The sequence below is a fragment of the Roseateles sp. SL47 genome, assembly GCF_026625885.1.
GTDB lineage: Bacteria > Pseudomonadota > Gammaproteobacteria > Burkholderiales > Burkholderiaceae_C > Roseateles.
On record NZ_CP113068.1, the window covers coordinates 2,703,950 to 2,717,069 of the forward strand.

Annotated in this window: 26 protein-coding genes; 9 read left to right on the top strand and 17 right to left on the bottom strand. The window is 63.3% G+C overall.

Annotated elements, in window-relative coordinates:
- Position 1: 1 nt before the first annotated feature.
- Genes OU995_RS11700 through OU995_RS11765 form a run of 14 tightly spaced genes read right to left on the bottom strand, consistent with a single transcriptional unit; the run spans position 2 to position 6,366 of the window.
- The gene (locus OU995_RS11700; protein ID WP_267835716.1) at positions 2-724 is read right to left on the bottom strand and encodes a hypothetical protein; all 723 of its coding nucleotides are present in this window, start codon (positions 722-724) and stop codon (positions 2-4) included.
- Positions 721-978, bottom strand: coding sequence for a hypothetical protein (locus tag OU995_RS11705; protein ID WP_267835717.1), 258 nt, complete (start codon positions 976-978; stop codon positions 721-723). The genes OU995_RS11700 and OU995_RS11705 overlap by 4 nt, the downstream gene beginning before the upstream one ends.
- Entirely contained in the window at positions 975-1,157 is a 183-nt protein-coding gene (locus OU995_RS11710; protein ID WP_267835718.1) for a hypothetical protein, read from the bottom strand. The genes OU995_RS11705 and OU995_RS11710 overlap by 4 nt, the downstream gene beginning before the upstream one ends.
- Entirely contained in the window at positions 1,154-1,639 is a 486-nt protein-coding gene (locus OU995_RS11715) for a hypothetical protein (protein ID WP_267835719.1), read from the bottom strand. The genes OU995_RS11710 and OU995_RS11715 overlap by 4 nt, the downstream gene beginning before the upstream one ends.
- Positions 1,636-1,860 (bottom strand): hypothetical protein, encoded by a 225-nt coding sequence (locus tag OU995_RS11720; protein WP_267835720.1) that lies wholly within the window; start codon positions 1,858-1,860, stop codon positions 1,636-1,638. Before OU995_RS11720 ends, OU995_RS11715 begins: the two co-directional genes overlap by 4 nt.
- On the bottom strand, positions 1,857-2,078 hold the full coding sequence (locus tag OU995_RS11725) for a hypothetical protein (protein ID WP_267835721.1): 222 nt from the start codon (positions 2,076-2,078) through the stop codon (positions 1,857-1,859). Before OU995_RS11725 ends, OU995_RS11720 begins: the two co-directional genes overlap by 4 nt.
- The gene (locus OU995_RS11730; protein ID WP_267835722.1) at positions 2,075-2,293 is read right to left on the bottom strand and encodes a hypothetical protein; all 219 of its coding nucleotides are present in this window, start codon (positions 2,291-2,293) and stop codon (positions 2,075-2,077) included. The genes OU995_RS11725 and OU995_RS11730 overlap by 4 nt, the downstream gene beginning before the upstream one ends.
- Positions 2,290-2,712 carry a hypothetical protein gene (locus OU995_RS11735; protein WP_267835723.1) on the bottom strand — a complete coding sequence of 141 codons (423 nt, stop codon included), beginning with the start codon at positions 2,710-2,712 and terminating at the stop codon, positions 2,290-2,292. The genes OU995_RS11730 and OU995_RS11735 overlap by 4 nt, the downstream gene beginning before the upstream one ends.
- Positions 2,709-4,190, bottom strand: a complete 1,482-nt coding sequence (locus OU995_RS11740) for a hypothetical protein (protein ID WP_267835724.1) — start codon at positions 4,188-4,190, stop codon at positions 2,709-2,711. Before OU995_RS11740 ends, OU995_RS11735 begins: the two co-directional genes overlap by 4 nt.
- Before the next feature lie 24 nt (positions 4,191-4,214).
- On the bottom strand, positions 4,215-4,970 hold the full coding sequence (locus OU995_RS11745; protein WP_267835725.1) for a hypothetical protein: 756 nt from the start codon (positions 4,968-4,970) through the stop codon (positions 4,215-4,217).
- A 41-nt stretch (positions 4,971-5,011) separates the two neighbouring features.
- A complete protein-coding gene (locus OU995_RS11750) occupies positions 5,012-5,134 on the bottom strand; it encodes a hypothetical protein (protein WP_267835726.1) in 123 nt (40 codons plus the stop codon).
- The gene (locus OU995_RS11755; RefSeq protein WP_267835727.1) at positions 5,131-5,385 is read right to left on the bottom strand and encodes a hypothetical protein; all 255 of its coding nucleotides are present in this window, start codon (positions 5,383-5,385) and stop codon (positions 5,131-5,133) included. The genes OU995_RS11750 and OU995_RS11755 overlap by 4 nt, the downstream gene beginning before the upstream one ends.
- Position 5,386: 1 nt before the next feature.
- Complete coding sequence (locus OU995_RS11760) at positions 5,387-6,031, bottom strand: hypothetical protein (RefSeq protein ID WP_267835729.1); 645 nt, start codon at positions 6,029-6,031, stop codon at positions 5,387-5,389.
- Positions 6,028-6,366: a hypothetical protein gene (locus OU995_RS11765; protein WP_267835730.1), complete on the bottom strand. Its 339-nt coding sequence runs from the start codon at positions 6,364-6,366 to the stop codon at positions 6,028-6,030. The genes OU995_RS11760 and OU995_RS11765 overlap by 4 nt, the downstream gene beginning before the upstream one ends.
- Positions 6,367-6,566: 200 nt before the next feature.
- Between OU995_RS11765 and OU995_RS11770 the strand changes: the two genes are divergently transcribed.
- Together OU995_RS11770 and OU995_RS11775 are read left to right on the top strand one after the other, a co-directional pair.
- Complete coding sequence (locus OU995_RS11770) at positions 6,567-6,968, top strand: hypothetical protein (protein ID WP_267835731.1); 402 nt, start codon at positions 6,567-6,569, stop codon at positions 6,966-6,968.
- Positions 6,969-7,226: 258 nt separating this feature from the next.
- On the top strand, positions 7,227-8,006 hold the full coding sequence (locus tag OU995_RS11775; protein WP_267835732.1) for an antA/AntB antirepressor family protein: 780 nt from the start codon (positions 7,227-7,229) through the stop codon (positions 8,004-8,006).
- 166 nt (positions 8,007-8,172) lie between these two features.
- Here the strand turns inward: OU995_RS11775 and OU995_RS11780 are convergent, their stop codons facing one another.
- The 3 genes from OU995_RS11780 to OU995_RS11790 all read right to left on the bottom strand — a co-directional run bounded on the left by OU995_RS11780 (position 8,173) and on the right by OU995_RS11790 (position 9,536).
- Entirely contained in the window at positions 8,173-8,373 is a 201-nt protein-coding gene (locus OU995_RS11780; RefSeq protein WP_267835733.1) for a hypothetical protein, read from the bottom strand.
- Positions 8,374-8,463: 90 nt separating this feature from the next.
- On the bottom strand, positions 8,464-8,763 hold the full coding sequence (locus tag OU995_RS11785) for a hypothetical protein (RefSeq protein ID WP_267835734.1): 300 nt from the start codon (positions 8,761-8,763) through the stop codon (positions 8,464-8,466).
- Between the two features lie 107 nt (positions 8,764-8,870).
- Entirely contained in the window at positions 8,871-9,536 is a 666-nt protein-coding gene (locus OU995_RS11790; protein ID WP_267835735.1) for a hypothetical protein, read from the bottom strand.
- Between the two features lie 71 nt (positions 9,537-9,607).
- On the opposite strand from OU995_RS11790, the gene OU995_RS11795 reads away from it, so the two are divergent.
- From OU995_RS11795 to OU995_RS11825, 7 genes are all read left to right on the top strand, one after another.
- Positions 9,608-9,871, top strand: coding sequence for a YdaS family helix-turn-helix protein (locus OU995_RS11795; protein WP_267835736.1), 264 nt, complete (start codon positions 9,608-9,610; stop codon positions 9,869-9,871).
- Between the two features lie 321 nt (positions 9,872-10,192).
- Positions 10,193-10,579, top strand: a complete 387-nt coding sequence (locus OU995_RS11800) for a hypothetical protein (RefSeq protein WP_267835737.1) — start codon at positions 10,193-10,195, stop codon at positions 10,577-10,579.
- Positions 10,576-11,178, top strand: coding sequence for a hypothetical protein (locus tag OU995_RS11805; protein ID WP_267835738.1), 603 nt, complete (start codon positions 10,576-10,578; stop codon positions 11,176-11,178). The genes OU995_RS11800 and OU995_RS11805 overlap by 4 nt, the downstream gene beginning before the upstream one ends.
- 14 nt (positions 11,179-11,192) lie before the next feature.
- Positions 11,193-11,477: a hypothetical protein gene (locus OU995_RS11810; protein WP_267835739.1), complete on the top strand. Its 285-nt coding sequence runs from the start codon at positions 11,193-11,195 to the stop codon at positions 11,475-11,477.
- Entirely contained in the window at positions 11,478-12,668 is a 1,191-nt protein-coding gene (locus OU995_RS11815) for a recombination-associated protein RdgC (protein ID WP_267835740.1), read from the top strand. It begins immediately after the preceding gene.
- The gene (locus OU995_RS11820) at positions 12,665-12,886 is read left to right on the top strand and encodes a hypothetical protein (protein ID WP_267835741.1); all 222 of its coding nucleotides are present in this window, start codon (positions 12,665-12,667) and stop codon (positions 12,884-12,886) included. The genes OU995_RS11815 and OU995_RS11820 overlap by 4 nt, the downstream gene beginning before the upstream one ends.
- Complete coding sequence (locus OU995_RS11825) at positions 12,883-13,113, top strand: hypothetical protein (RefSeq protein ID WP_267835742.1); 231 nt, start codon at positions 12,883-12,885, stop codon at positions 13,111-13,113. Before OU995_RS11820 ends, OU995_RS11825 begins: the two co-directional genes overlap by 4 nt.
- Positions 13,114-13,120 lie beyond the last annotated feature (7 nt).

Genomic DNA, 13,120 nt, shown 5'->3' on the forward strand with positions numbered 1-13,120 from the left:
TTCAGTCCTCCCGCTTTTTGAATTCGACGACCCAGACCCAGACCCAGGGATTGGCGGCCCAGGACTCGGTGCCATTGATGGATTGCCACAGCGAAATGAACGATTCACGCGCCGTATCGCGGTACAGCGGCTCGTGGTTGGTGTATCCACGCCAGCCCTGAGCGGGATTGTTCGCGGGGCATGCGGGCGCGTGATCCAGCCACTCAACACCCTCGGCGCGTGAGTCCTCTTCGCTGATGTCCTGCAGCCGCTCCACCCGCACGCTGACGATCTCCAGCGTGATGCGGCTGGCCGCCCGAGGCATGTGGATCGCCGGGCGCTTCCACCACTTCGGGGTAACGCCGCCGTCGCGTTTGCCGGCCATGGGCTGGGGCTGGGGCTGGCCGCCGCTGGCCGGGTACTGATAGGCCTTGCCGCACTCCAGCGTCATGTCCACGAAGTGCCACTCGTCTCGGCCCTTCTTGGCGCTGTAGCGAGTCTCCCAGCGGCCCCAGGCGTAGAACGTCTCGCGCACCCACAGCCGGTCGCCGGGCTGGCCATAGGGGCATGCGCGCTCGATGACATGCTGCGGCTCACGCTCCGTCACCAGAGCCCCAGGCGTGTAGAGGTTTCCCAGGTCTGGGTGACGCACTGTCTTGTTTGCCACCCGCCGCGTCTGCGTCTTCGTGTCGGCGAGGATGGCGCGCGCCATGGGGGCGGAAAACAAAATTGGGCGTTCTTTCATGATTGGCTGTCCTCTTGTTGGGTGGTGGAGAGGAGGGCGCGGGCGGCATCCCAGTCAGCGTCTATTTGCTGAGAGGTGCGAGGTGCATGTGTACACAAGCGCTTCAGCGCCTTCTCCAGCGCCTCAATCCGCTGTTGCTGACGGCGGATAAGTGCTGACGCTGATTGCAACATTTCGAAATCGTCAGTTGTTGCATCATCCTTGTTCCAGCTTTCAAGCTGGTGGATCAGCGCTTCCGGTGTCTTGTTGGTCATCTCGGTTGCTCCTGCTGCCCCGGCATCACCCAGGCGCTGTGTGTGTCGATACGGTCCCCGGTGGAGAGGTAGAGGGTGGCTGAGTCGTCGTCCTCGTCCAGGTCGGGGGTAAGGGTGCGGAGGTCTTCCAGGTCCTCCCAGGGGCGGGCCTTGGCCCTCAGACGTGCGCGGCGGCTCACGATGTCCCCCGCTTGACGTAGACCGTCACCACGTCGCTGTGGCGGCCCATGGCGGGCGGCTGCTCGCTCTGCTGGTCGATCCGGACGATGAAGCCGGCGGCGCGGGCACGGAAGGCCAGGTGTGTGGCGGCGGCGTGAACGTCGATCTCTGTCCCCATCGGCGGCTCCTGGATGACGCGCGGGGCCATCATCTTGCCGACCATTTCCGTCTGCACGCCTCGCTCGGGTGCGTGCTTGTCGAAGAAGCCTTGGGCTCCGCCAAGTTCCCGGGCTTCGTCCAGGTCCGGGAAAAGGCCAGGGCCGAAGAGGGTGTTGCGGATCCAGTCCAGCCCGGACTCGGGCCCTGCGCCAATTTCGGCCTCGATCACGGCGGCCTGCATCGCGAGGCCCTGGTGTTCGATGATCTCGACGAGCGTCGTCTGCACGTCGTTCAACTTGGAGATCTGGGCTTGCAGGGACTCGATGGTGATGGCTTCGCTCATGCTGCTTTCCTTCCCTTGACCAGCTCATCAGCGATGGATCTGGCCTTGTTGCGGATGTAGGTGGGATTCCGGCCCTCGGTGTCCCCGTGGATGAGGATCCCAAGCATGGCCAGGCCCAGGTAGACGTCGTGGACCGTGGCGCCGGGTTGCGGCAGCCGGCTCACATTCCCCTGCAGGTCGAACTCCGGGCCCTGGGGGAAGAAGGAGTCGTTGGCGCTCATGTGGACCTCGCCTTCAGCATGGCGTCCGCCAGCATGTAGGCGAGCCGTGCTTCTCGGAGGGGGTCAACGCTTCCAGGATGCGCCATCAGGCCGGTCAGCGCCTGGGCCGCAAAGTAGTCGCGCAGCGACATGCCAGCGCTGCTCAGCACGAGCTGCCGATCTCCGTTGTTCTCCAGCACGGGGAAGGCGGATCCGCCGTCGTTGATGGGGGCGCTCATGCTGGAACTCCTCGCGCCGGTACCGGGCCCAGGTGGTCAACCGGATAGTTGATCGGGAGGCGGAACAGAACGGTGGTGCTCCCTCCGCTGGAGTCCGCCTGGACGAAGAAGTCCGACAGGCCGAACTTCGTCACATAGCGCGCTACGTCGTGCAGGTTGCCGCTCATGTTCATCGACACCAGCTTGGTGGTCGGGGTATGGGTGGCGGCGCTCATGCTGCACCGCCTTCCGCCTTGGGAGGGGCGAACAGGGGCAGCGCCCAGGCTTCAGCGCGGACGGCTTCGGCCGCTTGGCCGTAGCCCCAGATGTCGCCATCGCCGGCGGCATAGGCAGGGGCGATCACCCAGCGAGACAGCAGCGTCCCGTTCATGATGTAGTCGCGCAGCTGCTCAATCAGGGATCTCAGCGTGCCGCCATGGCTGAACCCGCGCCACCGGTTCTCAAACGTGGTCCGGTGCGTGTAGATGGCCTTGCCGGAGTAGTCGTCGATGAAGTACACGCGGCCGTTGCGAAGTTCGATGCGAGCGTTCCGCTGATGGCGTTGGTTGTAGAAGAACCGGCGCCCGTGGCGCGCAATCACGTCGATCAATGCGTTCGCGTGCGCCGCGCGCTGTTCTTTGATCGTCGCGCTCATGCTGCCTTCTCCAGGCTGGCCAGGGCGCGGCGGGCGCGCACGGTGTGCACGTGGTCCGCGATGGCGTTGCAGATGCGGTCGAAGTCGGCGGCGGGGTAGACCTTCGCAGGGCCCTTCACCGGCAGGGCGTTGAAGCCCAGCAGCGCCATGCCTTCTCCGCTCATCGTGATCACGCCCCCGAAGGCCGCGTTGATGTCGCGCAGCGTCATCGTGAGGACCTGCTCGGGTTGCCGGACCTGTGCTACCGGCTCGGCCACCGGTACGATCGCGGCGCGGGCCGCGGCGGCTTCCGCTGCAGCTGCTGCTTCGGCGGCTTGCTGTGCAGCCTGGGCTTCAGCTTCGCGGGCGAGTCGCGCTGTCTCTTCGGCTTCCTCGCGGCGCAGGGCGCCGGGCAGGGCCGCCTGCAGGTGCTCCAGCACCAGTGCGTGTTTCTGCTGGGCCTCCACCAGGCGGTCGCCAAAGGTGTCCACGCTGGGGGCGTTGGCGGTGACACGAGTGATGGCCGTGCTGATGGTCTGGGAGGCTTGCTGCTCGTCGTAGGTCAGCAGCTCTTCGTAGCGGTCGAAGCGGGCCTGCACGCGGGCCTGCCGGTCTGCCTCAGCCTGCGCGATGCGGTCGCGCTCGGCCTTCAAGGCGGCCAGCTCTTCTTCCATCTTCCGGCGCTCTTCGGCCAGCCGCGCGGCGGCCTCGGCCTGCTCCCGTGCCACGCGCTCGTTCTCCAGGCGCTGCGCCTCCAGGCGGGCCGCTTCGTCGCGGCGGCGCTGCTCCTCCGCAAGCCGCTCCTGCTCGACGCGAGCCGCTTCGGCTTCTTCCCAGAGCTTCGCCTTCAGGGCTGTTTCCAGCTTGGCGATGCCGGCGGCGATCGCTTCCTTCGCCTGCGGCAGCATCTCCTGGAAAACGTCCGGGTCGGGCAGGGTGGCGTGCATCTGCTCCGACAGCAGCCGGATGTCGGCGGAGGTCTTGCCGCAGGCGATGATGACGTTCTCGCTGATCTCGGCGAGCGCTTCCTGGATGCGCATCACGCGAGCGGCCTCTGCGGCGGCCTTGCGCTGGCGCTCCTCTTCGCGGCGGGCTTCTTCGGCCTTGATCTGCTGATCCACCGGCTGCTCGCCGGCCTCCAACTGCTCCGTGATCCAGGCGGCGCGGGCGTCGATGTTCTTGCCCAGCGCCAGCAGCGGAGCCTTGGCCATCTTCCGGGCCTTCTCCACCAGGATGCGCGGGCCGCGCCACGCCGCCCGGTGCTCAATGGCGTCCTTCATGCCATTCGTGGTTTCGACCGGGTAGACCGCATCCTTGGGATAGCGGGCTTCCAGTTCGGCCAGGCCAGCGGAGACGCGGTCGAACTCATTCAGCGAGTTGCGCACGCGATCCATGTCTTCGGCGATGGCCAGGGCGCTCTGCTCCTTGGCCACGGTCACGGCCGGCGCTTCGGCAACCGGCTCTTCGAAGCCGGTGGAGTCGTCCAGTTCAAAGCTCATTTCAATCTCCAGTTCAGGTGGCAGTTAGAAGGGCACGTCGTCTTCGTTGATGTCAGGCGGCGGCGGTGCTTGGCGTTGGCGAGGGGAAGGGGTTGCGCCGGCAGGAGGGGCAGGGGGGCGCTTGGCCGTGGCCATCTTGTTGGCCTGGGCCACGAGGAAATCGTCTTCCGCGTCCTGGTCGCCGCGGGCGCGGGCCAGTTCGATAGCGGCGGCCACGCGGGCCTTCAATTCCCCGACGTTGGGCGCTTCGTAGATGCTGGTCATCGCAGCCTGATACCAAGCGTCCCGCTGTCCTGCGTGGATGTCAGCCTTGCTCCACAGGTCCAGTGCAAAACCGAATCGCAGCGCGGCGTTGCGCAGGGCGTCACCGATGACTTCCTTCTCGCGGGCGCCGGCATCCATGTGCGGCTTGTTGTCCGCGTTCCCGTAGCCGAGGCGAGTCTTGCCAGCGACGGTCAACTTGATCCACAGACCGCCTTTGGAGTCGAACTTTGGAAGGCCGTCAGCGTCGAAAGCCAGCGGCTCCCAGTCCCACAGCAGGTCCGCATCCAGCAGCCGGTGCGTCGTGGCCGCGTGCCCGACGTAATCGAGGTGCCGCACGCTGGGGTGGTGCCAACCGCCGCAGACGCTGCAGTTGATCTTCTGCTCCGCAGGGCACTCGTTCTGTGCCTTCGTACCCTTGGGCAGCTTGCTGATCAGGTGCTCCGGCACCGGCTCGCGGAGCAGGGCCAGCCCGCTCGCTTTCACAGCTTCGCCTGCAGGCGTCGTCGCTGCATTCATTGCTCTCTCCGTTGAAAAGGGGTGGGGCCGTGCCCCGTTGATCAGGTCAGGATGGCCGGCAAGGCCAGCACAGTGACAATCACCAGCGCCGCCAGGAACAAGGCGCCGATGCGTGTGATCTCTCCGATGGATTCGGAGGCGATGGGATCGAGGTCGTCGCTCACGGCAGGCTCCCGGTGCGGGCCAGCAGGTGCACCATCAGGACAGCGGCCAGGCCGACGCCTGCCATGATCCCGATCACATGCCAGTAGGCGGGCTCCCCGGGCTCGGTCTGATAGACCGTTTCCGGCCGGTCCAGTTCTCCGGGGCAGGTGTCGCAGATGCCCGAGCGATCCTCTCGCTGCAGCTGTCGAACCACCAGCGTGGGGATACGGTGGGCCTGCTGGCCAAGGCCTATTTCGACGTGGCCGCTCATGTCACTTCCCCTTAGCCGCCACAAGGACGCGGCGAGCAATCTCCGCCATGTCGTCGTTCTGCGGATGCATCGCCACAGCCTCGGCGGTCCATGCCCCAGTTGGCCCCTTGTAGATGTCACCGATGTAGACCCAGGTGCCGCCGACGCCTTCGCACAAGGGTCGCATCACCGCGTCACGGTCGGGCTTCTCCCACCATGTGGACGTGCAGATCAATCGTGCGCTGCCCTTCACGGCCTGCATGACCTTGTCGTAGTGAGCTGGCAGACCGTTGTCACCGAGTTCCACGATGACGAACGTCGTGGGATAGACGGGAAACACGGGCAAAGGAGCGGACGGGTCGCGCTCAATGTCCGCCACGTTCATGGCGGTCACCGGCAGGCCCAGGCCCGTGCCGACAAGGTGTGCGAAGTCTTTGTCCTGACTGCTCGCAGCCATGCCCCAGTCGCCGAACCAGTTGAAAGCAGGCAGCGGGCCGTGCCGCGTAATGCTGTTGCCGATCACGAGCAAGCTAGTGGCTGTTGTCGTCGGCACCTGACCAGGCGAGCTGGTTGTGGGATTGGCTTCTCCACCGCCACCACCACCACCACAGGCCACCACGATCATGGTCGCCACACCAGCAAGGTAATAAGCGAGGTTGCGGCTCATGCTGCCTCCGGTGTGTTCGGTGTCGGAGCGATCTGCTGCAGCCGATCATGCAGGTGGAGATTGACCACGCGCTGGAGACGCTCGTCTTCGATCGCCAGTCGGATCGCACGCACACGGCCAGCCTGTCTGTCCATGCTCACCTGGAGGGTGTCACGGTAGGTCTTCGCGTCCAGCGCCCGCTGTAGGATTGCGAAGCGGTTCGTGAACGAAGGTTCGGCTGCGGCTTCGGCCATGCGCTGGATGTAGTTGCCGTGCTGCTCGTTCACGAGGCCGACCAGCACGTTCAGCGCTGCGGTCTCGGCGGCCAGGTCTTCCTGGAGGGTGGTGACTTCCATCTGCGTTCCTGTTGGGTGGGTTGCGATGGAGTTATTACATCAAACGGTGTTTGTTGCGTCAACATCGTTCGATGTAAACATCAGGTAGATCAGGGTAAACACCTATGCGGAAGCATGGCGTGCCTGGGTGTGCGCTGAACGCGACAAAACCATGCTGTCGAATAACATCCGGTCACACTCAACAACCCCGGGGAGAGGGAATGAAGCCAACCGTTTTCATCGCGGCCGCCGCGCTGGCGCTCAGCGCATGCGCCCATCAATCGGAGAGTTACAGCTCGCGGTCTATGCGTCTATCCATGGGAATGGACAAGAACCAGGTTACTGAGGTGATGGGGGTGCCGCGCAAGTCCTCCGCGAAGATGACTGAGCAGGGACTCTCGGAGCGCTTCTTCTGGTGGTCCCCAACGCTCATTGGCTTCTCCAATGTCGACAACGAGATGCTCTCTAATGACCGAGTCTTTGTGCGGTTCGTAAATGGAAAACTGGTGGAATGGGGCGACAAGTACGACTACAGCGCAATGCTGGACTCGATCACTGATGCTCAGCGCGACGCGTTGAAAGCCTCCAAACAAGCGACATCTGCCAGTTCTGCACAGCCCTGATTCGCCTCGCAGGTAGCGCCCGCCAAACCTTTAGGGTTGGCATGAAAACACTGTACATCCGTACATATCGTGCTAGATTCGCCCTGCGTGTCCGAAGTCGGAACGTGGCGGGGCCTGTAGCAGGGTGCCTTGCGGGCCGGTGAGATCACCGGCTGATGAGTGAACCCCTCGGCTTCCACCGTTTAGCCCTCACGGGCCGTGCTGCTACCACGGACGGTGGAAACCGAGGGGTTTCTTCTTCAACGCAAGGAAACCAACGTGAACGAACTCATTCAGATCACCAGCGCCACCATCGGTGGTGTCGCCGTTCAAACGGTCAACGCTCGCGACCTGTACAGCTTCCTGGAGGTTGGCAAAGACTTCTCCACATGGATGAAGGATCGAATTGCGCAGTACGGCTTTGTGGAGCACGAGGACTATGAGGTCGCACACGAGTTGAGCTCCCCAGTTTCGGGGAGCTCAATGGCACGGCCACAGCGCACGGTGGCGTACCACATCTCTGTGGACATGGCCAAGGAGCTGGCCATGGTCGAGCGGACCGAAAAGGGCAAGCAGGCCCGTCAATACTTCATCCAGTGCGAGCGCGTGGCGCAAGGGTTCACGGCGCCGCCCGGGGCTGGCTCCCCCGTAGTGGTGGCTGCGACTGACGCCACCGCGGTCTTCAGCTTCATGCGTGTGATCGGCCTGGACCAAAACGCGGCAGCCATCTCCGCCAACCAGGCCGCTTACGCCGTGCACGGCGTCAACCTGCTGCAGTTGAGCGGCAACACCCACCTGCTGGCCGCCAACCAGGAGACCCAGGCCCTGACGCCAACGGCGCTCGGCAAGCTGCTGGGCGGCCTGTCGGCCCAGAAGGTGAACAGGGCTTTGGAGCAGGCGGGCCTGCAAAAGCGCGTGGGTGATGAATGGGTGCCGCTGCCGGCTGCCGAGGGGCTGTACCGCCTCTTCGACACCGGGAAGAAGCACAGCAGCGGGACGCCGGTCACGCAGCTGAAGTGGTACGCCGCGTCGGCTGACCGGCTCAAGCGCAGCGCATGAATGCAAATGCGGGAATTCCCCGCATTTGAAGACTGCCGAGGGCCTACGGGAATTTCCGCAGGCCCACACAGTCATTGACCCATTCCGGGAATTCCAGGAATGAGGGAAATCAACAACTTAGCGCTATGCAGGGGGTAACGAAACGGTACCCCCTTGGAGCGGAAGCTCACTGCTTCCGTCTTCGCGGGCTCGGCGCCGGGAAGGTGATCGGCCCGCTCATGGTGAAGGCCACTTGACCAACGTCACCAGCGATGAACACGCCGGGCGCGGGCGCCGCTGATTTCTTCTTGGTTGGGTCCTCTGGTGCTGCGGCCAGGATCTTGGCCAGGATGTCCCGATTGGACGGCTTCTCTTCTTGGTTTTCCATCTCTGTAATGCTCCCGTGAGTACACATGATCGGGAACCGTGCCCATACGGCGATGCAGGGAAAACACTTACTGGCGTGGTGTCGGGTTCGTCACGCCGATTTCGTTGCGCTCCAAAGCTGCACCAAAAGAATCAGAAGTAACAAAATTAACACGCAGACACGGAAGGTCGGCGTCACCCACCAAAAGCTGTCGTAGCCGCAGCCTCGGCACACGGTCTCGTGAGGCCAGTTGAGGGTGCCGCACTCCGGCACCTGGCAGCGAATGGCCACGCTTTCCGGAGGTTCCCTCTGTGGCTGGAAGTTCACGGCTCCATCGGCGGTGTAGCCGACCTGTGCGATCTCGGCCTGGATGGTGACGGGGGAGGGGGCTGGCGGGGACTTCTCGGGCATGGCAATACAGCAGTGCCCAGAGTTTCATTTTTATTGTTCTCGGGCGCCGCCACCTCACAGCTACCCCCCTTTGGTGTGTGGTCTAGATGCACCACACCTCCATCACATCACGCCTTGGCCTTCCCAGGTTGTGCGGACATCGCGCGAGTCTGAGTAATTCGTTCGGAATGCACAGCATCAATGGCGCTTACAAGCGCTGCCGGCTCGAGGTGTTTTCCGTGTAGCCATAGCTCCGTGAATACCTCCACGGCCGAGTCGCGCCACGTTGGCTCTACGCTTGTAGCGCTGACCCTGACTTTCATCGGTTCAATTTTGCCGAGCACCTTCGCTGCACGCTCTCGAGCAAGTCCGCTGTCCGGAAACTTGGCGAGTTCTGAAAGGCTGTTCGCGGCCTCCTGGCGAGAGGTCTCATCTAGCCTCAGCAAGCCATCGGCCAGCACGCTCGTGTTGAACGTGAGGATGAGCTGCTGTGATGCTGGAGCTGGCTCAAACCCTGGGAGTACATCAGGGATGACCGAGTCCAGTTGGGCCAAATCATCCAGGTAGCCGGGCGGCAGCCCACCCTCTGATGCATCTTCGAGGTCTCTGGCTATCTTTGCCCCGAACGCCCCGCGACCGTTCAATAGGTCGCTGATCTTCTGCGGCGGCTTCTTCAAGTGCTGGCCAATCTCTTTGATTGCCCAGGTGCCATTCTCGTTTTGCCAACCCTTTTTCTTGCAGTAGGCCTGAAGCCTCTGCCGGCGCGTAGCTGATAAGGGGTCTGCTTTGGTCATGCGAGATTCCATCACTCGAGATACATCAAACAGTGTTGACCAAACAAACATTGTTTGATGTAATGCGCCGCATGCAGCTCATTGAACTGAAGCGGACCATGGACAAGGACGGATGGCGCTCCCTTGCAGGGCAGAGCCAGACGTCTGTCGGACACCTCAACAACGTTGCCTACGGTCACGCCACCGCGAATGCGGCGCTGGCGAGGCGGATTGAGGAGTTGAGCAACCAGCAGGTCCGTCGCTGGACCCTCCGCCCCGACGACTGGCACGTCATCTGGCCTGAGCTTGTCGGCACAGACGGTGCCCCATCCGTGCCAGCGGAGCAGGGGGCTTGAGCCATGCCAACTCACTTCGACTTCGCCTTGAGTTCTGCAACCCGCAGCGCTCTGGCGTCTGTCTCCAGTTGCGCGGCAAGGGATCTCAGGCAGCGCCTGAGTGTCTCTCGCCACGCTTCGTGGGCCCATGCGATGTCTCGCTGGGTCTGTGACATCCGCTTCTCGTTCATCGCATTCCTTTCGTCTGTGGCTTGGCAGGGCCATCCGGCCGTGATGCCTTGGGCTCCGTCTCCTCCCACTCTGGGCCAGGGGCGGATCGGTCCGGGTGTCCCTGCGAGGTCATCGGCCTCGGCGTAGTTCATCAACAGAGTGGGAGCTCTCATGAGTCGCAGTTTCGAACCGAAGCCGATGAAACCGGCAAATACTGGACAGAACGATCCGCAACCTGTGGAAACCGAGTTCAACCTTGAATTGCTCGATCTCCGCCAGCTTGAGGCCTTCGATCTGGCTCGCTGCATGACGGAAGCGGTCCGCCACGACCCGCGGACGGACCAACAGATCGCGAAGGCCATTGGCGCCAGCAAAGGCTACATGTCCAAGTGGATTGGGTCTGTTGGCGCAGAGCAGTTAGGCCGCTTTGTCCGGTTCTGTCGCACCACCGGGCACGTCGCCCCGATCCAGAAGATCGCGCATGAGCTGGGGTTTGAGCTCAAGCCGAAGAAGCCGGTTCGCGCCATTCGAGCACGCCTGAAGGTCAAGAACTCATGACCTTCGTTGTCCCGCTCGCCAACCACGCCTTCTCAGCCTATGTCGATGACATCGACGCGGAAGCTGTGATGCGCCATCGCTGGTACTTCGCCGAGCCCAAGAACGGCTGTATGTACGCGAGGGCGACAGTGGGCGGCACCCGCGTGATGCTGCATCGCTTCATTGCCGACCTCGCTGGCATTGAAGGCCAGTTGATCGATCACAGGAACCGTTTCGGCCTGGACTGCCAGCGCGACAACTTGCGCGCCGCGAGCTACTCGGAAAACAACGTCAACAGAACCGCGCGAAGTGCATCGGGACACCCCGGGGTGTTCTCGGCGAAGGGCGGCTCTGGCTGGGTGGTCCGCTTCAGAAAGGACCGAAAGGATCACTACTTCGGCTTCTATCGCGACCTTGACGAGGCCTGCGCAGTTGCACGCGCAGCAATGAAGCAGGTCTATGGCGAGTTTGCTCCATTCGAGGAGATGCACTTCGATGGAGAAGTCATGGGCGCGACTGTTTCGCGGCTCGTGCAGTACATGCAAACCACCGGTGATTTCTCTCCGCTGCGCTCGGCGGCGAATCAGGTGGGTTTCGCGATGCCGCCCGCAGCGGCCTAAAAAACGGAGGACCGATGTCCATCTATTCCAGACGCCAGATCACTGCGTATTACCGCGAGCTGATCAAAACATCTCCGCGTGTTCACGCCATTCAGGAGACCGCATCGCACTTCGGCCATAGCGCCGCGACTGTAGAGGAGGTGATCACCCAGTCAGCGGTGACTGCGTATCTGCACGCCCTCGGCTTGGACGGCGCACCGGCCGTCGCCGTCCTCAAGGCGGCAGCGGATGCGTTCGGCCTCACGACCGATGCGCTGCTGGCCGCGATCCAAGAGCAACACGAAGCCATGGAGGCCTGAATGCTGAAACAGTTGATCACCTATCGCATCGGCGCCGACTGGTCTCCGAATGCTGACCTGTTCCTGGACTCGCTCGAGCGTGAGGCCTTCCAGCCCTGCGGCCCGACCCAGGCCCTGTCCGCCGGCTGGGTGCCGCCGCGAGGCGAGGAGGGCGCTCCACTGCTGGAGCAGGTGGCCGGCCACTGGCTCCTGACCCTCCGCATGGAGAAGCGGATCCTGCCATCCAGCGTGGTGCGCGAGCACACCGAGGAGCGCCTGGACCAGATCGAGGACGAGACCGGCCGCCGGCCGGGGAAGAAGCAGGCGAGGGACATTGCCGAGCAGGTCACCCTGGAGTTGCTTCCGCGCGCCTTCACAACCCAGTCTCACCTCAAAGTCTGGATCTCTCCGGCCCAGCGGCTGCTGATGGTCGAGGCCTCCAGCATTGGCAAGGCCGATGACCTCATCACGTTGTTGGTGAAGGCAGACCCTTCGCTGAACCTGCATCTGCTGCAGTCGGCCCAGGCGCCGGCCGCGTGCATGGGAGCCTGGCTGATGGATGGCGTGCCGCCCGAGGGCTTCACCATCGACCGCGACTGCGAGCTCAAGGCCGCCGACGAAATGAAATCGGTGGTGAAGTACGGCCGGCACAACCTGGACACCGACGAACTGCGCAGCCACCTAGCCAGCGGCAAGATGCCGACCCGCCTGGCCATGACCTGGAAGGAGCGGATCTCCTTCACGCTCACCGACACCCTGCAGGTCAAGGGCATCAAGTTCCTGGACGTGGTCTTCGACGGCCGGGACAAGCCCGCGAAGGACGAAGCCTTCGACGTAGATGCGGCCCTTGCCACCGGTGAACTGTCGCAGCTGATCCCGGCGCTGATCGAGGCGCTGGGCGGTGAACTGGACTTCATCGGCCAGTCCAAGAAGGTGGCAGCCGAGCACGCTGCCGCGCCGGCCGCTACCGAAAAGCAGGTTCGCATGGCCGCGAAGCTCTATGAGGTGCGTGATTCCGCCCGGACGATCATGCGTGGCGCCTTTGGTCCCCGCATGAAGCAGCTAGGCGAGGCGATTCGCGCTGAGACAGCACGGTCTGGAAGGGGTGATCTCGAAGCGGCTCAAGACCTGATCAAGCAGCGCGGGCTCACCGAATTCGCGGCGGTGGAGATGCTGGCTGCGGCTGTTGAACTGGTGGAGCCGACGGCATGACAGTGACCCTCACATCCACCCAGCAGCAAGTGCTGGGCTTCATTCGGGACTACCGCAAGGAGCACCAGATGCCGCCCACCCGCGTGGAGATTCAAGAGTTCTTCGGCTGGGCTTCGGCCAATGCCGCCGAAGAGATCCTTCAGCGCATGGAGAAGGCCGGCGCGCTGCGCCTCACGCGCGGCAGGAGCCGAGGAATTATCGACCTGGAGACCGTATGAGCACAGATTTCACCGTCAAGCCGATCACGGTCTCTGACCTGATCGCTTTCCTTCAGACCCAGCCCCAACACCTGCCAGTGGCGTACCTGTGCTGCAGCGAGCAAACGCTGCTTCGCACGGAAGACATCGTGGTCGAGAAGGGCTGCGCCCCGCGCCCCGATGGCTGGGTTCAAGACGCTCGGCCCGACCAGCCCTCCATCGACTACCTCGTCTTCCCAGGGAACTGAAGCCATG